This window comes from Longimicrobium sp. (assembly GCA_036387335.1).
Taxonomy (GTDB): Bacteria; Gemmatimonadota; Gemmatimonadetes; order Longimicrobiales; family Longimicrobiaceae; genus Longimicrobium.
In genome coordinates, this window is sequence record DASVTZ010000083.1 from 15094 (window position 1) to 34106 (window position 19013).

Consider the following 19013-nt stretch of genomic DNA (forward strand, 5'->3'; position numbering starts at 1 on the left):
GGAGAGACATGGCCAATCCGCACATCTTCCGTCAGTACGACATCCGCGGCGTCGTAGGTCCCGACGTTACCGTGGAGGTGGCCGAGCAGATCGGCCGCGCCTTCGCCAGCCTCGCCATCCGCCGCCTGGGCAAGCCCCGGCCGACGCTGGCGCTGGGGCGCGACAACCGCCTCACCTCCGAAGACCTCGCCGCCGGCGTGCGCCGCGGGATGGTGGCCGCCGGCGTGCACGTGGTAGACGTGGGCCTGGTGCCCACCCCCGTGCACTCCTTCGCGGTCTACCACGGCGAGCTGGACGGCGGGCTGCAGGTGACGGGGTCGCACAACCCGCCTCAGTACAACGGCTTCAAGATGACGCTCGGCGGCTCCATCTACGGCGACTCCATCCAGGAGGTGCGCCGCATGATCGAGGAGAGCGACTACGAGAGCGGGGAAGGGAGCGTGGAGAACCGCGACGTGATGGACGACTACGTCCGCTACATCGCGGAGCGCTTCACCATCGGGCGCAAGCTCAAGGTGGTGGTGGACTGCGGCAACGGCACCGGCTCCATCGTGGCCGAGCGCCTGCTGACGGCGCTGGGCGGCAACGTGGAGGTGATCCCCATCTTCTGCGAGTCGGACGGAACCTTCCCCAACCACCACCCTGACCCGGTGGTGGACAAGAACCTGGTGGACATCATCGCCCGCGTGAAGGCGGAGGGCGCGGACCTGGGCGTGGCCTTCGACGGCGACGCGGACCGCATCGGCGCCATCGACGACCGCGGCGAGATCGTGCGCGGCGACACGCTCCTCCTGCTCTACGGCCTGGACCTGATCCAGCGCCGCGGGCCGGGGCAGAAGGTGGTGTTCGACGTGAAGTGCTCGCAACTCCTTCCCGAGATGCTGGAAAAGGTGGGCGGCGTGCCGGTGATGAACGCCACCGGCCACTCGCTGATCAAGAAGCGGATGAAGGAGGAGGGGTCGCTGCTCTCGGGCGAGCTTTCGGGCCACATCATGTTCGGCGACAACTACTTCGGCTACGACGACGCCCTCTACGGCGCCGTCCTGCTGATCGACATCGTCGCCCGTCAGGGTCGCCCGCTGAGCGAGTGGATCGCCGAGTTCCCGGTCTTCGTTTCCACCGCCGAGCTGCGCTACCCGGCCACCGAGGAGACCAAGTTCGCCATCGTAGCGCGCGCCACCGCGCACTTCCGCGCGAACCACGAGGTGATCGACGTGGACGGCGCCCGCGTCCTCTTCGGCGACGGGTGGGGGCTGATCCGCGCCTCCAACACGGAGCCGGTGCTGGTGGCCCGTTACGAGGCCAAGACCCCCGAGCGCCTCGAGCAGATCCGCTCCGAGATGGAAGGCTGGCTCGCCGGCGAGGGCATCGGCGGCCCCTCCGTCGGCCACTGACCGCCCGCCTGAACCGCTCCAACGCACGCGCCGTCCCACAAAGGGCGGCGCGTGAGAGAACCAATGGCCTCACGCAGAGGCGCAGAGGCGCAGGAAGAGAAAAGAAGAGACATTTTTCCCTCGTTGTTATCCTCTCCTGCGTCTCTGCGCCTCTGCGTGAGATTCCGTTGAGGGCCTTGGCGAACGCTCGATGACTCCACTCCGCATCCTGCTCGCGCTCGTGCTGCTGATTGCCGGCGGCGCGGTGGTGGCGTTTGGGGTGATGACGGTGATGTACGGCGACCCGGTCGTGACGAGTGCGCTCGTTCTCGCGATCGGGTTGCTGCTGCTGGGGGCGGGGGCGTGGCTGATGCGGAGGCGGTCCGCGTAAGAGCCCGCGCGCGCAAGACGTTGCCGCGAATAGATCCGCCCGCTATCATGCTGCGCCTTTTCGGCGGAAGTCCGGAGTGCGCGGCACGGCACTCTTTTTCATCACCCGAACCGGAACTGTCCCGGTGAACATCCACGAATACCAGGCCAAAGAGCTCCTGGCCGCGCAGGGGATCCCCGTCCCCATAGGCGAGGTGGCGACCACGCCGGAGCAGGCCGAAGAGATCGCGCGCCGCCTGGGCGGGGCCGTGGTGATCAAGGCCCAGGTGCACGCCGGCGGGCGCGGCAAGGCCGGCGGCGTAAAGCTCGCCAACACGCCCGAAGAGGCGCGCGAGAAGGCCGAGGCCATCCTCAAGCTGACCATCAAGGACCTCCCGGTGCAAAAGGTGCTCGTCGCGCCGGCCGAGGACATCGCGAGCGAGGCGTACGTCGGCATCATCCTGGACCGCGCCAGCCATGCGCCCGTCTTCATGGTGTCGGCGGCGGGCGGGGTGGACATCGAAGAGGTGGCGCACACCAACCCCGAAGCCATCATCAAGCTGCCGATCGACCCGCGCTACGGGCTCCTTCCGCACCAGGCGTACGAGCTTGCCACCAAACTGTACACCGACGTGAAGCAGCAGCGCGCCGCGGCCAAGATCCTCCAGCAGCTCTACAAGGCGTTCATGGAGGCGGGCGGCTCGCTGGCCGAGATCAACCCGCTGATCACTACGCCCTCGGGCGAGGTCAAGGCGATCGACGCCAAGTTCAACATCGACGACAACGAGCTCTTCCGCCTGCCGGCCATCGAGGCGCTGCGCGACGAGAGCTCCGAGGCGCCGGCCGAGGTGCAGGCGCGCGAGGCGGGGCTGACCTTCATCAAGCTGGACGGCAACGTCGGCTGCTGCGTGAACGGCGCCGGGCTGGCGATGGCCACCATGGACCTGGTGAAGTACTACGGCGGCGACCCGGCCAACTTCCTCGACATCGGCGGCTCGTCGAACCCGGAGAAGGTGGTGAACGCGTTGCGCATCATCACCAGCGACCCGGCGGTCAAGGTGATCCTGTTCAACATCTTCGGCGGCATCACGCGCACCGACGACGTGGCGAACGGCATCGTGACGGCCACGCGCCAGCTGGACATGCAGATCCCCATCGTGATCCGCCTGACCGGCACCAACGAAGAGATCGCGGTCAAGATCCTGAACGAAGCGGGATTCACCGCGCTGACCGACATGGACGAGGCCGTGCAGAAGGCGGTCGCTTTGGCCAACGGGGAGGCCCAGTGAGCATCTTCATCGACAACGACACGCGCCTGGTGGTGCAGGGGATCACGGGCCGCGACGGCTCGTTCCACACCAAGCAGATGATGGAGTACGGCACGAAAGTCGTGGCCGGCGTGACGCCCGGTAAGGGCGGGCAGAAGTTCGAGGGGCAGGTGCCCATCTTCAACACCGTCGCCGAGGCGGTGAAGGAAGGCGGCGCCAACACCTCCGTCATCTACGTGCCCCCGGCTTTCGCCGCGGACGCGATGTTCGAGGCCGCCGACGCAGGGATCGACTTCATCGTCTGCATCACCGAGGGCGTGCCGGTGCTGGACATGACCCGCGTGCGGCCCTACGTCCTCGAACAGGGCGCGCGGCTCCTGGGCCCCAACTGCCCCGGCCTCCTTTCGGCCGGCAAGAGCAAGGTGGGGATCATCCCGGGCCACATCACGCAGCCGGGTCCGGTCGGCCTCGTCTCCAAGAGCGGGACGCTGACCTACGAGGTCGTGTACAAGCTCAAGGGCGCGGGGATCGGCACCACGACGTGCGTGGGAATCGGCGGCGACCCGATCAACGGCACTTCGTTCATCGACTGCATCGCGGCGTTCGAGGCGGACCCGGAGACGAAGGCGATCGTGATGCTGGGCGAGATCGGCGGGACGGACGAGCAGGAAGCCGCCGCCTACATCAAAGCCAACGTCACCAAGCCGGTGGTGGGCTTCATCGCCGGGCAGACGGCGCCTCCGGGGCGGCGCATGGGGCACGCCGGGGCCATCATCAGCGGCTCGGCAGGGACCGCCGAGGAGAAGATCCAGGCGTTCCGCGACAACGGCATCGGCGTGGCGAAGCGCCCCGTGGACGTCGTGGGGCTCATCCAGGAGGTACTCTGAGCCCCATGGCTCGTGAAGGGGGGCGCGAGGTGCGGCTGACGGAGATCCTCCGCCCCGCGCACGTCGTCGCCCCCCTTGCGGCCTCAACGGTGCACGAGGCGGTATCCCAGCTCGCGCGCCGCCTGATCGAAACGGGGGACGTGGCGCAGCCGGAGCGATTGGAGCGCCTCTTCACCGACCAGCACGTGCGGGACCTGATCCACATCGGCGGGCGGGTGCTGCTGCCGCACCTGCGCACGGAGGCGGTGGAGCGGCTGGTGGTGGCGCTGGGGGTGACTCCGACGCCGCTCCGCATCAGCGCCGACGATCCCAGCGGCGACGCGCAGGTGATGGTGCTGGTGCTCGCCCCGCCCGCCGCCGCGGACCCGTACCTCCAGACGGTGGCCTCGCTGGCCCGCGCCCTTCGCGACGACGCCACGGTGGACCACCTGGTGGCGGCGCGCAGCGCGGAGGAGGTGCTGGCGATTCCGGAGATCCTCGCCATCACCATCCAGCCGCGCCTGACGGTCAAGGACGTGATGACGCAGCGCGTCTACCGCGTCTCGCCGGACGACAGCGTGCAGGAGGTGCTGGCCCTGGTCCGCGAGCACCACCTCAGCGCGATCCCGGTGGTGGGGGAGGGCAGGGAAGTGCTGGGGATGGTCACCGACCGCGACCTCCTGCGCCACTTCCTCCCCGGCGTGCAGAGCCGCGCCGTGAGCCCCTCTCCCGAGGAGATCCGCACCCTCCGCGTGCGCGACGTGATGTCGCGCTCCGTGATCTGCGTCTCCGAGGACCAGGCCCTCGCCGAGGTCACCTCCATCATGGTCTCCAAGGACCTGGAGCGACTGCCGGTTACGAACGAGGGCAAGCTGACGGGGTTTCTGACGCGGGGGGATATACTTCGCAAGTTGTTTGCATTCTGAAAAGCAGTGCGTTAGTGCGTTAGTGCGTAAGTGCGTAAGTGCGTAAGTGCGCTGATGGAATCCGTCTGATATGCCCCTTGTCATCCTGAGCGACGCGCCGCGCCGATGCAGCCCTTGCTCCATCCTTTGGCGCGGAGCGAAGGATCTACTGCGCGTGCCGAGGGGACCGCGGATACCCGCCGACCTCTTGCCCCGCCGGCTAGATCCTTCGATCGCCGCCGGAGTTCGGGGCTCGGCGGAGATCGGCGAGGCGGCTCTCTCAGGATGACAAAATGAAAGACGCGGCACGCACCAACGCACTAACGCACTAACGCACTAACGCACTAACGCACTTCCAAACCGACCTTTCACCTTCACGGATACCCGCCATGCCCCGTACCTTCGCCATGATCAAGCCCGACGCCGTGCAGGCCGGCAACGTCGGGAACATCGTCGCACACATCCAGACGGCCGGGTTCCGGATCGTGGGGATGAAGCTCGTGCAGATCAGCCTGCAGCAGGCGCAGCGCTTCTACGAGGTCCACGCCGCGCGCCCGTTCTACGGCGAGCTGGTGGAGTTCATGAGCAGCGGCCCCTCCGTCGTCCTCGCGCTCGATGCCGAGAACGCGGTGCAGAAGTGGCGCGACACCATCGGCTCCACCGACCCCGCCGAGGCCGCGGACGGCACCATCCGCAAGCTCTACGCGGAGAGCAAGGGCCGCAACGCCGTCCACGGCTCCGACGCCGACGACACCGCCGCCGCCGAGATCGCCTTCTTCTTCGCGGGCACCGAGCTGGTCGGCTGAGCCACGCCGCCGTGCCCCGCGGATGTGCCCCTTGCGCCAGCGGGGGGCACATCCGCATTTAGGGGGTACTGGGCACCGCACGCCATCCTTCACCGGCACCGATCGATGAACCTCCTCCTGCGCTGGATCGCGTCCGCACTGGCAGTGGCGGCCGCGGCGTATTTCGTCCCGGGGATCCGCGTGACCGGCGGGCTCCAGACGTACTTCGTGGTGGCCCTGATCCTGGGCATCGCCAACGCCGTCGCGCGCCCCATCGTCAAGGGGCTGGCGTGCGGGCTGATCGTGCTCACGCTGGGCCTCTTCCTGTTCGTCATCAACGCCGCCATGCTCTGGCTCACCTCGCTCGCGGCGCAGCACTTCGGCTACGGCTTCTACGTCGACGGCTTCGTCCCCGCCGTCGTGGGCTCAATCGTCATCAGCCTGGTGAGCTGGGTCCTCTCCATGTTCCTGACGGACGACGACTGACCGCGCCTTACCCGCTCAAACCCATGAGGGCTGGGACACGTCTACGTGGCCCAGCCCTCTTGTTTGCCACTCCGAAGGCGCAGTGGTATAGTAGTTGTAGGGTAGTTGTGTGTTGCTTGTAGGTATTAGGCCCTGTGATTGCCGGTCCACTACAACTATGGTGTGCTTTATGTCCGCTTCAGCCGTCTACGAGCTCCCGGTGGTGGGTCATCGAACGCCAGAGATCGAGGAGCTCGTAAGCGAGATTCGGCTACGGATGGCAGGCACATCTGCCCCGCCGGTGCGCAGGCCGAGGGCAAACCGGTCGCCGCAAGCACACAGCGACTTCGATCGGGGCGCTTCGCCATCGCATCCACGGGTGGAGCCTGGATTCGACCTCGACCTGGTCGTACTCGTGAACACTCTGAAGGAAGAGGGAAGCTCCACGCCCGGCGAGGTGACGCGGCTGGTCCACAAAGCCCGCACCCAGAAGCCGGAGCGAAGCGTGGTGGTGCTGCTCGACGAAGAGGATGCGGAGGCAGTGCGCGCCGCTCGCATAGCGGGAGCATTCGACTTCCTGGGGGCGGACGAGATCAGGAACGTCGAGGCTGTTTTCTGGCGCTTGCACAACGCGACGCTCCTGGCGCGCGTGTTTGCCTCGGACGAGGCTTCGGCACCAGAGACGCCGAAGACGGTTCGCCCCCTGACGGTGCGCAGATCGGTGCGACTGAGCGCGGCCCGGATCCGCGAGGCGGACGCGGCGATCGAGGCGGCGGTTGCTTCTCTGCCGGCCGCGGAAGAGCGGCGCGCCCGTTCCGCGGACCTGCTGAAGGTGATCACCCCCGAGTTCCGCGACGCGCAGTCTGGCAGGTTGGACGCCCGCAGAATCGCTGAAGACATGGAGATGTCCATCGCCGCGCTGGCGCGCGCGGCAGGCGTATCGCAGCAGGCGCTGTCGTCGAAGCCGGACTCGCCCGCCGCACAGGCGGGCCTGCTGCCGGTCGCGCGGCTCTCGAGCGTCCTGAATCAGCTGTTCGTGCCCGAGCACAAACGCGTCTGGCTGCAGACCCCGCATCCTCGCTTTGGAGACCGGAGCCCGATTCAGGCCATCGAAGCCGGTGAGGCGGAGCTGGTGCTCCTCAGCGTGGAGAGTGCGCAGGACGGGAGCCCTGACTGATGCCTCCAGCCGGACCGCTGACGCCGGAGCAGCGAGCGCAGCGGAGCCTGGCCCGCAAGATCGCACGCGCCCCGCTTGAAGAGATCGAGGCGACGCTGTGCCGCGCCATTCGCGAGGCCCATCTCCGAAGTGATCCTCCCCAGCCCCTGTACTACGACGGCACGTGGGGGTGGACGATCGCGTCCAGGCATACGACACCACGGGGAAGCTCTCGCAGCGGCTCGGCCCCTCTGCGCGGTAGCGCTTCGGCGCGCGGCCGTGTCTCCGTGAGATGCGCCGTTGGTGTCTCGGAACCGGTGCCCAACTTGCACACCGGGCGCCGACGCGAAAAACCCGGCCGTTGCTTGACACATCACGGCCTTTGGCATACTTTTACGGTTTATGTTGAAGCTGAACCTGGCGGCGATGGACCGCGAAGAAGTGGAGATCCACGAGCAGGTGGCGGCCGACGATCCCATGTGGGAAGGGTCGGACGTGCGGCTGGTGGAGCCTCTGCGAGTGGACCTTACCGCCCGCTCCGTGGGCGACGACGGCGTTCTGCTCCGCGGCCGCATCCAGGCGGTGGTGGAGCGCGAGTGCCGCCGCTGCCTCACTGCCGTCCGCCAGCCGGTGGACGACACGGTGGACCTGTTCTTCGCTCCCATCGGCGAGGACGAAGACGAGCTGGGGGGTGAAGTCTACCCCATGCCGGCGCGCGGGCAGGAGCTGGACGTGACCGAAGCGGTCCGCGAGCAGCTCCTCCTGCGTGCCCCACAGTACGTCGTGTGCGACGAGGCGTGCCGCGGGCTCTGCCCGCAGTGCGGCACCAACCTCAACGAAGCGGCGTGCGACTGCGTTTCCGAAGTGGCCCCGAGCCCGTGGGACGCGTTGAAGCAGGTAAAGTTCGACTAAACCCAGCACTCCGAGAGGGCTCCGATGGCCGTACCCAAGAGGCGCCAGTCCAAGCAGCGCCAGCGCAAGCGCCGCACCCACGTGAAGGCCAGCATGCCTTCCATCAACGCATGCCCGCAGTGCGGCGACCCGCACCTGCCGCACCGCGTCTGCTCGAACTGCGGCTACTACCGCAACGAGCAGCGAATCGAAGTGGAAGAGTTCTAGGCCCCGCCCGAGAGCTCCGACATATATGCGGATCGCGCTGGACGCGATGGGCTCCGATCGTGCCCCGGCCGTAGAGGTCGAGGGCGCGGTCGGAGCTTTGCTTGAGCGTACCGACCTGCACGTGGTGCTCGTGGGCGACCGCGGGCTCATAGAGGCCGAGCTCGCGCGCCACCCGGACGCCCCGCGCGACCGGGTGTCCGTCGTGCACACCACCGAAGTCATCGAGATGGGGGACTCGCCCGCGCAGGCCGTGCGGCGCAAGCAGGACTCCTCCATCGTGGTGGGCACGCGGCTGCACAAGGACGGCGAGGTGGACGCCTTCGTCAGCGCCGGCTCCACGGGCGCGGTGATGGCGGCCTCGCTCTTCATCCTGCGCCCTCTTTCCGGCGTGGACCGCCCTGCCATCGGCGCGGACCTGCCGTCCACCAGCGGGCGCTTCCTGCTGCTGGACATGGGCGCCAACGTGGACGTGAAGCCGCAGCACCTGCTGCAGTTCGCCCACCTGGGGCACATCTACGCGCAGGACCTGATGGGGATCGCCAGCCCGCGCGTGGGGCTGCTCAACATCGGCGAGGAAGAGGAGAAGGGGAACGAGCAGACGGTGGAGGCCTTCCAATTGCTCAAGGGCGACCCCAACCTGGACTTCGTGGGGAACATCGAGGGGCGCGACATCATCCGCGGCAAATGCGACGTGCTGGTGTGCGACGGCTTCGTGGGGAACGTGCTCCTCAAGTTCTACGAGTCGATGTCGGGGTTCATGAGCGGCTTCCTGCGCTCGGCGATCCAGGAGCAGGGGGTGCAGCTCGACCTGGAGCTGCTCTTCCGCACCCTGGACTACACCCAGTGGGGGGGAGCTCCCCTGCTGGGCGTCAACGGCGTCACCATCATCTGCCACGGCGGGTCGCCGCCCATCGCGCTTCGCAACGCGCTCCGCGCCGCCGCCTCCTGCGTGGAGAGCGGAATGGTGGAGCACATCGCGGGGCGCCTCAACCGTCTGGCGGAGACCACACCTGCACAATGACAGAAACCAAGCCGCGTTCGCGCCTGGTCTCCACGGGACGGTTCAACCCCGACCGCGTGATGACCAACCAGGAGATGGAGACGCTCGTAGAGACGAACGACGAGTGGATCCGCTCCCGCACCGGAATCCGTGAGCGGCGCATCGCCGACAAGGAGACCCACGCCTCCACCATGGCCGCGGCCGCGGGGCGCGTGGCCCTGGAGCGCGCCGGGCTGGCGGCGACGGACGTGGACCTGATCCTCCTCTCCACCGCCACCCCGGACCGGCTCCTCCCCTCCACCGCGTGCGACGTGCAGGCGCTGCTGGGAGCGCGCAACGCCGGCTCGTACGACTTCGCCACGGCGTGCAGCGGCTTCCTGTACGGGCTCTCCATGGCCGACGCGCACATCACCGCCGGGCAGGCGGAGACGGTGCTGGTGCTGGCCACGGAGAAGATGTCGTCCATCATCGACTGGACGGACCGCACCACCTGCGTGCTATTCGGCGACGGCGCCGGGGCGGCCGTGGTGCGGCGCGCGAGCGATGACGGGCGAGGTATCCTCAGCGGCTACATGAAGAGCGACGGCACGCTGGCCGAGCTGCTGTGGCGCCCGGGCGGCGGCTCGCGCGTGCCGCTGGACGTGATGGTGCTGGACGAGCGCTCGCACTACGTGAAGATGGCGGGGCCGGAGGTGTTCAAGTCCGCCGTGCGCGCCATGTGCGAAGCCGCCGAGACGGCGCTGAAGCGCGCCGGGGTCACGGCCGAGGAGATCGACCTCATGGTCCCGCACCAGGCGAACATGCGGATCATCGAGGCGACGGCCAAGTACGCCGGCATCCCGATGGACAAGGTGTTCGTGAACGTGGACCGCTACGGCAACATGAGCTCCGCGTCGATCCCGGTCGCGCTGGACGAGGCGGTGGAGCAGGGGCGCGCGGGTCCCGGGTCGCTGGTGCTGATGGTGGCGTTCGGCGCCGGCTTCACCTGGGCCGCCAACGTGGTGCGCCTGTGACGGGCGAGCGCATCGGCCTCCTCTTCCCGGGACAGGGGTCGCAGGCGGTCGGAATGGGGCGCGACCTGGCGGAGCGCTTTCCCGAGGCGCGCGCCGTCTTCCAGGAAGCGGACGAGGCGCTGGGCTTCGCGCTGACGCAGGTGATGTGGGAAGGGCCGGACGACGAGCTGACCCTCACGCGCAACACGCAGCCCGCCCTCCTCACGCACAGTGCGGCCGTGTGGGCCGTGCTCCGCGCGCAGGGCGTGGAGGCGGTGTGCGCCGCCGGCCACTCGCTGGGCGAGTTCAGCGCGTACCACGCCGCGGGCTCGCTCTCCTTCGCCGATGCCGTGCGCTCCGTGCGCAGGCGCGGCGAGCTGATGTACGAGGCCGGGCAGGCGCGGCCCGGGACGATGGCCGCCGTGCTGGGGCTGGATGACGACATCGTGGAAGGGGTCTGCCGCGAGGCGAGCAGCGAGGGCAGCGTAGTTGTCGCCGCCAACTTCAACGCGCCGGGCCAGGTGGTGGTATCGGGCGACGTGTCGGCGGTGGAGCGCGTGTCGCCGATGCTGGTGGCTGCCGGGGCGAAGAAGGTGGCCGCGCTCAACGTGAGCGGAGCCTTCCACTCGCCGCTCATGGCGCCGGCTGAGGCGGGGCTCACCGAGCAGCTGGAGGCCGCGGAGTTCGGCGCCCCGGCCTTTCCGGTGGCCTCCAACGTCGATGCCACGCCGGTGACCGACCCCGTGGAGGCGCGGTCGCTGCTGGTGAGGCAGCTGACCTCTTCGGTGCGCTGGACGCAGTGCGTGCGCACCATGCTGGGGCTGGGCGTGACGCAGTTCCTGGAGGTGGGCACCGGCAAGGTGCTCACCGGGATGCTGAAGCGGATCGATCCGGCGGCGTCGGGGCGGGGGACCGCCCTGGGGACCGCCGAGCAGATTGAGGCTTACCTGGGTACGGGGGCGTGATGGCGGAGCTTCAGGGACAGGTGGCGCTGGTCACCGGCGGGTCGCGCGGGATCGGGCTGGCGATCGCGCGCTCGCTGGCGGATGCCGGCGCGCGGGTGGCGGTGGTGGCGCGCGACGGCTCGCGTGCCGAGGCGGTGGCGGCCGAGCTGCCGGGCGAGGGACACCGCGGCTATGGCTGCGACGTGGCCGATCCGGAGGCGACCGCCGCGCTCATCAAGCGCGTGGAAGAGGAGCTGGGGTCGCTGGACGTGCTGGTGAACAACGCCGGCGTCACGCGCGACAACCTCCTGATGCGCATCAAGGACGACGACTGGACCGCCGTGCTGGACACCAACCTGCGGGGCGCCTTCAACCTCATCCGCGCCGCGTCGCGCGGGATGATGAAGCGCCGCGCCGGGCGGATCATCAACATCACCAGCGTGGTGGGGATCACGGGGAACAAGGGGCAGGCGAACTACGCCGCCTCCAAGGCCGGGCTCATCGGGCTCACCAAGTCGGTGGCCAAGGAGCTCGGATCGCGCGGGGTTCTGGTCAACGCCGTCGCGCCGGGGTACATTGAGACGGACATGACCTCCGACCTCCCCGAAGCGGCGCGCACCGCGCTCTCGTCGCAGATCGCGCTGGAGCGGCTGGGCCGGCCCGAGGACATCGCGCCGGTGGTACGCTTCCTGGCGGGGCCGGGCGCATCGTACATCACCGGGCAGGTGGTGGTGGTGGACGGCGGGATGGTGATGTAGGACCGGCGGGGTGGCGCCGACGCGCGCGGCCCGCGCGCCCGCCGCCCCAGATCGTGGAAACCCAACCTGGAGAGCCGAGCAATGGCCGACGTCGAACAGAAGGTCAAGGACATCATCATCAACGAGCTGGGTGTGGAGGCCGAGAAGGTCACCCCCGAGGCCCGGTTCGTGGACGATCTGGGCGCGGACTCGCTGGACACCGTCGAGCTCGTCATGGCGTTCGAGGAAGAGTTCGGGATGGAGATCCCGGACGAAGACGCCGAGAAGCTGCAGACCGTCGGCGACGCGATCAGCTACATCCAGAACAACAATCCGTCCTGACCGCTGTTCCGGAGCGCCGCGGGCCCCTCGCCGGGCCTGCGGCGCTCCCTTTCCGCCCGCGCGGCGGAGCTGACTTTCCGAGCGGCGGGCGCCCCGCGGGTGTCCGCCCTTCCACTATCCCAGTATGACCGGAGCGGTGATGAATCGCCGAGTCGTGATCACGGGGGCGGGGCTCGTCACGCCCGTGGGGCTGGACCTCCAGGAGAGCTGGGCGGGACTGCTCGCGGGGCGCAGCGGCGCCGGCCCGATCACCCAATTCGACGCCTCCAACCACGCCGTGCGCTTTGCCTGCGAGGTGAAGGGGTTCGACCCCACGCTGTACATCGACCGCAAGGAGGTGAAGCGCACCGACCGCTTCTCCCACTTCGCCATCGCGTCCGCCGTGCAGGCCATGCGGCACGCGGGCCTGGACGAGGACCGCGACGGGATCGACCACGAGCGCTTCGGCGTGGTGATCGGCAGCGGCATCGGCGGCATCCACACCTTCGAGGAGCAGCACGCCAAGCTGATCCAGCGCGGGCCGGACCGCGTGTCGCCCTTCTTCGTCCCGATGTTCATCTCGGACATCGCGGCGGGACTGGTGTCGATCCGCTACGGCGCCAAGGGCCCCAACTACTGCACCGTCTCCGCCTGCGCGTCGAGCGCGCACGCGCTGGGGAACGCCTTCCGCAGCATCAAGTGGGACGAGGCGGACCTGATGATCGCAGGCGGCACGGAGGCGACCGTTTCCGCGCAGACGGTGGCCGGCTTCGCGGCGATGAAGGCGCTCTCGGAGCGCAACGACTCCCCGGAGACCGCCAGCCGCCCCTTCGACGCCACGCGCGACGGCTTCGTGCTGGGCGAGGGCTCGGGGATGGTGGTGCTGGAGGAGCTGGAGCACGCCCGCGCGCGCGGCGCCACCATCATCGCCGAGATCGTCGGCTTCGGCCAGACGGCGGACGCCTACCACATCACCGCGCCGTCGGAAGGTGGCGAGGGCGCCGTGCGCGCGATGAAGCTGGCCCTCAAGGAAGCCGGCGCCGACGCGTCCCAAGTGGACTACGTCAACGCGCACGGCACCTCCACCCCCGCGAACGACAAGAACGAGTCGGCCGCCATTCGCACGCTGCTGGGCGAGCGCGCGCATGAGGTCATCGTCGGCTCCACCAAGAGCATGACGGGCCACACGCTGGGCGCGGCGGGTGCCATCGAGGGCGTCATCTGCGCGCTGGCGTGCCGGGAGGGGAAGATCCCGCCCACCATCAACTACACCACCCCCGACCCCGACTGCGACCTGAACTACGGCACGGGCGGCGTGACGGAGCGGCCGGTGGGGCTAGCGCTGAGCAACTCGTTCGGCTTCGGCGGCCACAACGTGTGCCTGGCGGTGCGGCGGTACTGAGGGCCCCACCCCCAGCGTCGCTCCGCGACGCATCCCCCTCCCCCATAACTGCCTGGGGGAGGGGGTTTGCGTGTTCCCGTGTTATGCGCCCGTGCTCGCCGCCCAACGGCACCGCACCGTCACCCGTCCGTGGTAGGGGCAGACCTGCGTGTCTGCCCACCCTCGCCGCCGCCCGATCCCTCCGCCTCCGGACCAGATCCTCGTAGGGGCAGCCCCGCGTGGCTGCCCGTGTCTCGCGCAACGCCGTCCTCCGCCACCCGGTCGAGATCCGCGCCACACGAGCCCCTTCAGTGGGCTTCCCGTAGTTCCAGCGGGGGGCTTTAGCCCCTCGCGCGCCGCTCAGATCTTCGCCCACCCCGTTTGTATCCACACCGCCCCACCGCTATTGTGTCAGCCTGACACCACGCGAGCACCTGAACTGAGGCGCGGATGAGGATTGGGCACGGGTACGACTCCCACCGTTTTGCGGAGGGGCGCAGGCTGATCCTCGGCGGGGTGGAGATCCCCTTCGAGCGCGGACTGACCGGGCACTCCGACGCGGACGCCGTGGCGCACGCCATCACCGACGCCATCCTCGGCGCGGCGGGGCTGGGGGACATCGGGAGGCACTTTCCGCCATCAGATCCGCAGTGGAAAGACGCGGACTCGCTGGGACTGCTGGCGCACGCGGTGCGGCTGCTGGCGGGGCGCAACTACCAAATCGTCAACGTGGACGTGACGGTCATCGCCGAGGCGCCCAGGATCGGGCCGCACGTGCCGGCGATGCAGGAGCGGCTGGCGTCGGTGCTGGGGATCGCGCCGGACCACATCTCGATCAAGGGAAAGACCAACGAGGGGATGGGGTGGATCGGGCGCGGCGAGGGGATCGCCACATTCGCCGTGGCGCTGATCGACGACCTGGAGGGGATCGACTCGCTCCATGCGCGCCACCGGCGCGACAGCCACCTGTAGAGCGGAGGACGCATGGCGGGGCTGATCGACCGGCTGATCGAGTGGATGCAGGGGCTCCCCGGGCCGCTGGTGTACGTGGTGATCGGCGCCTTCGCCGGGCTGGAGAACATCTTCCCCCCCGTGCCGGCGGACGTGATCGCGCTCACGGGCGGCTTCCTGGCGGGGCGCGGTACCATCTCGCCGGTCGGGGCGTTCCTGGTGGTCTGGGGCGCCAACGTGGGAACGGCGCTGCTGACGTACTGGATCGGCCGGCGCTACGGCGTGTCGTTCTTTCAGGGCCGCATCGGGCGGATGATCCTGCAGCCGCACCAGATGACGCGGCTCTCGGGGCTGTACGCGAAGCACGGCGCCAAGGTGATCTTCTTCAGCCGCTTCCTCCCCGGCTTCCGCGCGGTGGTGCCGGTGTTCGCGGGGACGAGCGGGATGGGATGGCTGCGCACCGCCACGCCCATCGCGCTAGCGTCGGGGCTGTGGTACGGGATGATCGTGTACCTGGGCGCCACCGCCGGGCGCAACTGGGAGCAGATCCGCGTGGCCGTGGAGGCGTCGGGGCGCTGGCTCGGGATCGCGGCTGCCATCCTCTTTGGGGTGGTGGCGTGGTGGTGGTGGCGCAGCCGCGGGGAGGCCGCCTGAGCACCGCCGATGCGCCGACTCCCGAGGAGTTGGACCGCACGGCGCGGCAGTTCGGGGTGGAGGGGTTCATCGACCACCTGCGTTTCGAGCGCAACCTGAGCGAGCAGACCATCGACGCCTACCGTCGCGACGTGGTCCGCATGTGCTCGCACGCGCGGACGCTGGGGCGCGCCCGCCCGTCCGAGGTCACCACCGACGACCTGCGCCGCTTCGTCCTCCTCCTCAAGGACCTGGGACTCGCGCCGGCCTCCATCGCGCGCAACATCTCCGCGTTGCGCACCTACTTCCGCTTCCTGCTGGGCGAGAACGAGGTGGTGGCGGACCCCAGCGAGGCCATCGACACCCCGACCGCCTGGAAGACGCTCCCGGGCGTGCTCACGGTGGCGGAGATCGAGCGCCTGCTCGAGGCGCCGGACATCATGCACCCGCTCGCCTGGCGCGACCGCGCGATGCTGGAGTTCGCGTACGCGAGCGGCGTGCGCGTGTCCGAGCTCACCGGCATCCGCGTGCGCGACCTGCACCTGGACGACGAGTTCGCCTCCGTCTTCGGCAAGGGCGCCAAGGAGCGGATGGTGCCGGTGGGGCGCCGGGCGATCGGCGCGCTCTCCATCTACCTGCGCGAGACGAGGCCGCGGCTGGAGCGCGGGAAGGGGGAGGGGCGCGTCTTCCTCAACGCGCGCGGCGGCCCGCTGACGCGCATGGGCGTGTGGAAGATCCTCCGGCAGCACGTGGAGACCGCGGGCATCGAGAAGACGGTGACGCCCCACACCCTGCGCCATTCGTTCGCGACGCACCTGCTCGAAGGCGGCGCCGATCTGGTGGCCGTGCAGGAGATGCTGGGCCACGCGGACATTTCCACGACGCAGATCTACACGCACGTGGACCGCACGTACCTGTCGCAGATTCACCGGCAGTTCCATCCGCGTGCGTGATGGGATCGTGGCGCGGCGGGGGAGGGCAGACACGCAGGTCTGCCCCTACGGGTTTCCGTGTGCGAACAACGGGGCGGCGGTGCCCGGGCGGGCACGGGCAGCCACGTGGGGCGGCCCCTACGAGATCGGTGCGCGGTCTCCCCCTCCCCCAGGCGGTTGTGGGGGAGGGGGATGCGTCGCGGAGCGACGCTGGGGGAGGGGGCCTCTCACGCCACCCGCAGCACCACGATCCCGCACACGATCAGCGCCACGCCCAGCAGGCGCCCGGCATCGCGCGGCTCGCCGAGGATGAGCATGCCGAGGAGGCTCGCCCCAACCGCGCCGATGCCGGTCCACACGGCGTAGCCGGTGCCGACAGGGATGGTGCGCAGGGAAGTGGCGAGCAGGTAGAAGCTCGCGCCCATCGCGCCCAGCGTCCCCACGCTCGGCCACAGGCGCGTGAAGCCCTCCGTGTACTTGAGGCCGATCGCCCACACCACCTCCAGCAGCCCCGCGACGAACAGGTACGCCCATGCCATTCCGCTCTCCGTTTTCTGCTCTGCTCCAGGCGCTCTACGACGTGCGGAGCGCGGGCCAAAGTTAGCACGGGGGCGGGCGCGGGGCACCGGCGACCGTTGCAAAGAGGGGCCGCCTGCGCCATCGTTCATCGGCCGTCGCCGATGCAGACTCGTGAGCCGCGGCGCGGAAGCAAGCGAGATCATCACACGGAAGTCATGATCCTGGTTATCGATAACTACGACAGCTTCACGTACAATCTAGTCCAGTATCTCGGCGAGCTGGGGGCGGAGATGGAGGTCGTGCGCAACGACCAGCTCACCGTGGACGAGATCGCGGAGCGCGCTCCGGAGCGCATCGTCATCTCCCCCGGCCCGTGCACGCCGACGGAGGCGGGGGTGTCGGTGGAGACGATCCGCGAGCTTGGTCCGAAGATCCCGATCCTCGGCGTCTGCCTGGGACACCAGTCGATCGGGCAGGCGTACGGCGGCGAAGTGGTGCGCGCCGCCAAGCCGATGCACGGCAAGACTTCGCCGATCCGCCACACGGGGGAGGGGATCTTTCGCGGCATCCCCGCGCCGTTCACCGTGGCGCGCTACCATTCGCTGGTGATCGAGCCGTCGTCGCTGCCGGCCGAACTGGAGGCGGTGGCGTGGACGGACGAGCCCGGGTCCGAGACGGAGATCCAGGCCGTTCGCCACCGCGAGCACCCGGTGTGGGGCGTCCAGTTCCACCCGGAATCCATCGCCAGCGAGCACGGGCACGCGCTGCTGCGCAACTTCCTGGAGCTCGGATGAAGCTTCGCCCCGCACTTCTCGCGGCACTCCTCCTCCTGGCCTTCGCGCTCCCCGCTGCCGCGCAGGGGGTGACGGTGCGCGGCGACGATCGGAGCCGCGCCGCCGAGATCGCGCGCGAGGTGCTCGCCCGCGGCAACTACCTGCGCATCGACCGCGACACCATCCTCCCGGCGACGTTCGCGGCGCCTGGAGACCTGGTGATCTACGATGCGGACGTGCGGCTCGAAGGCTCCGTCGCGGGTGCGGTGGCGGTGCTCGGCGGGCACTTCTACCTGCGACCCGGCTCGCGCGTCGGCGGCGAGATCGCGGTCATCGATGGCGGCGTCTACCGCTCCGCGAAGGCGCAGCACGGCGCGATCTCGGAATCCCATCCGTCGACCGTGATCGTGCGCGGCGATTCTACTGGCAGGGCGGGGGATTCGACGCTGGTCGCGACCGTGATCGGTCCGCCGCTGCCGAAATCCTTTCGCCCCCTCTTCCTGACGCCGACGTACGACCGGGTGAACGGGGCCACGGTGGCCGGGGGCGCGCAGTTCCGCTTCTCGCCGGATCCGGGTTCGGGGCTGGTGAGCGCGTTCCTGGCGTACCGGCACAAGCAGGACGACCACCTGGGCGGCCAGTTGCGGCTGGAGTACCCGCTGCGCATCCAGTCGCTGCGCGTGGAGGCGGAGCTGTCGCGCCAGACGCGCACCAACGACGCCTGGCACCATGGCGACATCGTCAACTCGGTGACCGCGGCGGTGGTGGGGCGCGACTACCGCGACTACTACGACGCGGACCGCGCGTCCGTGTTCGTGACGCGCCCCGTCGGGAAGCCGATTATCGCGGGGGAGTCGTGGCTCGGCCCGCGCGTCGGTGTGCAGGTGGAGCGCGCCCGCTCGCTGGAGACGGAGCCGGACCTCCCTTCGCTCCTGGGGAACGGCCTGGAGCGCGAGAACCCGCCGGTGCTGGAGGGGACGATCGTCTCCGCGATCGCGGGCGCCACGCTGCGCTGGCGCGGGCAGACGGTGCAGCTCGAGGGCCTGGCTCAGGTGGAGCAGGGCTTCGGCGATGCGACGTTCACGCAGGCGCTGGCATGGGCCGACTTCTACACCCTGACCTTCCGCCTGCAGTCGGTGCACGTCTACGCGCGCGCGATGCTCCCCATCGCCTCCGACGCGCCGCCGCAGCGGTTCGGCAACCTCGGCGGCCCGGGGACGCTGCCCACCACCGCGATCGCTGCTTTCCGTGGCGACCACCTGGTGTACGTGGGATCGGAGTACCTGATCCCGCTGTCGCCGAAGCTGAAGATCCCGTACCTGGGGCAGCCCTCGATCGAGTTGGTGCATTCGTCCGGTGCCGCGTGGACGGGGTCCGCGCCTGCGTTCGTGCAGAACGTGGGCGGCGGCGTCCGGTTCTTTCTGGCGCGCGCGGGTGTCGTCGTGAACCCTGCGGCGGATGATCTGGATCCGGCGGTGTACTGGTCGTTCTCGCTGCCGCGGTTCTGATTCGTCGGGGTTCGGA

22 protein-coding genes are annotated in these 19013 nt (G+C 69.3%); 21 read left to right on the forward strand and 1 reads right to left on the reverse strand.

Annotated features, from left to right (window positions below):
• The first annotated feature begins 8 nt into the window (after positions 1–8).
• The 19 genes from VF647_07430 (at position 9) to xerD (ending at position 16218) form a co-directional block, all read left to right on the forward strand.
• Positions 9–1394, forward strand: coding sequence for a phosphomannomutase/phosphoglucomutase (locus tag VF647_07430; protein HEX8451909.1), 1386 nt, complete (start codon positions 9–11; stop codon positions 1392–1394).
• Between the two features lie 190 nt (positions 1395–1584).
• Positions 1585–1764 (forward strand): hypothetical protein, encoded by a 180-nt coding sequence (locus tag VF647_07435; protein ID HEX8451910.1) that lies wholly within the window; start codon positions 1585–1587, stop codon positions 1762–1764.
• 124 nt (positions 1765–1888) lie between these two features.
• Positions 1889–3031 carry an ADP-forming succinate--CoA ligase subunit beta gene (sucC, locus tag VF647_07440; protein HEX8451911.1) on the forward strand — a complete coding sequence of 381 codons (1143 nt, stop codon included), beginning with the start codon at positions 1889–1891 and terminating at the stop codon, positions 3029–3031.
• Positions 3028–3897, forward strand: coding sequence for a succinate--CoA ligase subunit alpha (gene sucD / locus VF647_07445; GenBank protein HEX8451912.1), 870 nt, complete (start codon positions 3028–3030; stop codon positions 3895–3897). The genes sucC and sucD overlap by 4 nt, the downstream gene beginning before the upstream one ends.
• 5 nt (positions 3898–3902) lie before the next feature.
• Positions 3903–4802, forward strand: coding sequence for a CBS domain-containing protein (locus VF647_07450; protein HEX8451913.1), 900 nt, complete (start codon positions 3903–3905; stop codon positions 4800–4802).
• 368 nt (positions 4803–5170) lie between these two features.
• Complete coding sequence (ndk, locus tag VF647_07455; protein ID HEX8451914.1) at positions 5171–5587, forward strand: nucleoside-diphosphate kinase; 417 nt, start codon at positions 5171–5173, stop codon at positions 5585–5587.
• A gap of 105 nt (positions 5588–5692) precedes the next feature.
• Positions 5693–6052 (forward strand): phage holin family protein, encoded by a 360-nt coding sequence (locus tag VF647_07460; protein ID HEX8451915.1) that lies wholly within the window; start codon positions 5693–5695, stop codon positions 6050–6052.
• Positions 6053–6446: 394 nt separating this feature from the next.
• Positions 6447–7208, forward strand: coding sequence for a hypothetical protein (locus VF647_07465; protein HEX8451916.1), 762 nt, complete (start codon positions 6447–6449; stop codon positions 7206–7208).
• 381 nt (positions 7209–7589) lie between these two features.
• On the forward strand, positions 7590–8099 hold the full coding sequence (locus tag VF647_07470) for a DUF177 domain-containing protein (GenBank protein ID HEX8451917.1): 510 nt from the start codon (positions 7590–7592) through the stop codon (positions 8097–8099).
• A 24-nt stretch (positions 8100–8123) separates the two neighbouring features.
• The gene (gene rpmF / locus VF647_07475; GenBank protein ID HEX8451918.1) at positions 8124–8306 is read left to right on the forward strand and encodes a 50S ribosomal protein L32; all 183 of its coding nucleotides are present in this window, start codon (positions 8124–8126) and stop codon (positions 8304–8306) included.
• A gap of 25 nt (positions 8307–8331) precedes the next feature.
• Positions 8332–9327, forward strand: a complete 996-nt coding sequence (gene plsX, locus VF647_07480; protein HEX8451919.1) for a phosphate acyltransferase PlsX — start codon at positions 8332–8334, stop codon at positions 9325–9327.
• Entirely contained in the window at positions 9324–10319 is a 996-nt protein-coding gene (locus VF647_07485) for a beta-ketoacyl-ACP synthase III (GenBank protein HEX8451920.1), read from the forward strand. Before plsX ends, VF647_07485 begins: the two co-directional genes overlap by 4 nt.
• Complete coding sequence (fabD, locus tag VF647_07490) at positions 10316–11263, forward strand: ACP S-malonyltransferase (GenBank protein HEX8451921.1); 948 nt, start codon at positions 10316–10318, stop codon at positions 11261–11263. Before VF647_07485 ends, fabD begins: the two co-directional genes overlap by 4 nt.
• Positions 11263–12000 carry a 3-oxoacyl-ACP reductase FabG gene (gene fabG / locus VF647_07495; GenBank protein HEX8451922.1) on the forward strand — a complete coding sequence of 246 codons (738 nt, stop codon included), beginning with the start codon at positions 11263–11265 and terminating at the stop codon, positions 11998–12000. Before fabD ends, fabG begins: the two co-directional genes overlap by 1 nt.
• Positions 12001–12081: 81 nt before the next feature.
• Positions 12082–12321, forward strand: coding sequence for an acyl carrier protein (locus VF647_07500; GenBank protein HEX8451923.1), 240 nt, complete (start codon positions 12082–12084; stop codon positions 12319–12321).
• Between the two features lie 139 nt (positions 12322–12460).
• Positions 12461–13702 (forward strand): beta-ketoacyl-ACP synthase II, encoded by a 1242-nt coding sequence (fabF, locus tag VF647_07505; protein HEX8451924.1) that lies wholly within the window; start codon positions 12461–12463, stop codon positions 13700–13702.
• Positions 13703–14131: 429 nt separating this feature from the next.
• Entirely contained in the window at positions 14132–14653 is a 522-nt protein-coding gene (gene ispF / locus VF647_07510) for a 2-C-methyl-D-erythritol 2,4-cyclodiphosphate synthase (GenBank protein HEX8451925.1), read from the forward strand.
• 12 nt (positions 14654–14665) lie between these two features.
• A complete protein-coding gene (locus tag VF647_07515; GenBank protein HEX8451926.1) occupies positions 14666–15286 on the forward strand; it encodes a DedA family protein in 621 nt (206 codons plus the stop codon).
• Complete coding sequence (gene xerD / locus VF647_07520) at positions 15259–16218, forward strand: site-specific tyrosine recombinase XerD (protein HEX8451927.1); 960 nt, start codon at positions 15259–15261, stop codon at positions 16216–16218. The genes VF647_07515 and xerD overlap by 28 nt, the downstream gene beginning before the upstream one ends.
• Positions 16219–16424: 206 nt before the next feature.
• Here the strand turns inward: xerD and VF647_07525 are convergent, their stop codons facing one another.
• On the reverse strand, positions 16425–16736 hold the full coding sequence (locus VF647_07525; protein ID HEX8451928.1) for a multidrug efflux SMR transporter: 312 nt from the start codon (positions 16734–16736) through the stop codon (positions 16425–16427).
• Positions 16737–16931: 195 nt separating this feature from the next.
• On the opposite strand from VF647_07525, the gene VF647_07530 reads away from it, so the two are divergent.
• Both VF647_07530 and VF647_07535 read left to right on the forward strand, forming a co-directional pair.
• Positions 16932–17510: an aminodeoxychorismate/anthranilate synthase component II gene (locus tag VF647_07530; protein ID HEX8451929.1), complete on the forward strand. Its 579-nt coding sequence runs from the start codon at positions 16932–16934 to the stop codon at positions 17508–17510.
• Positions 17507–18997, forward strand: a complete 1491-nt coding sequence (locus tag VF647_07535; protein ID HEX8451930.1) for a hypothetical protein — start codon at positions 17507–17509, stop codon at positions 18995–18997. Before VF647_07530 ends, VF647_07535 begins: the two co-directional genes overlap by 4 nt.
• Positions 18998–19013: the final 16 nt, after the last annotated feature.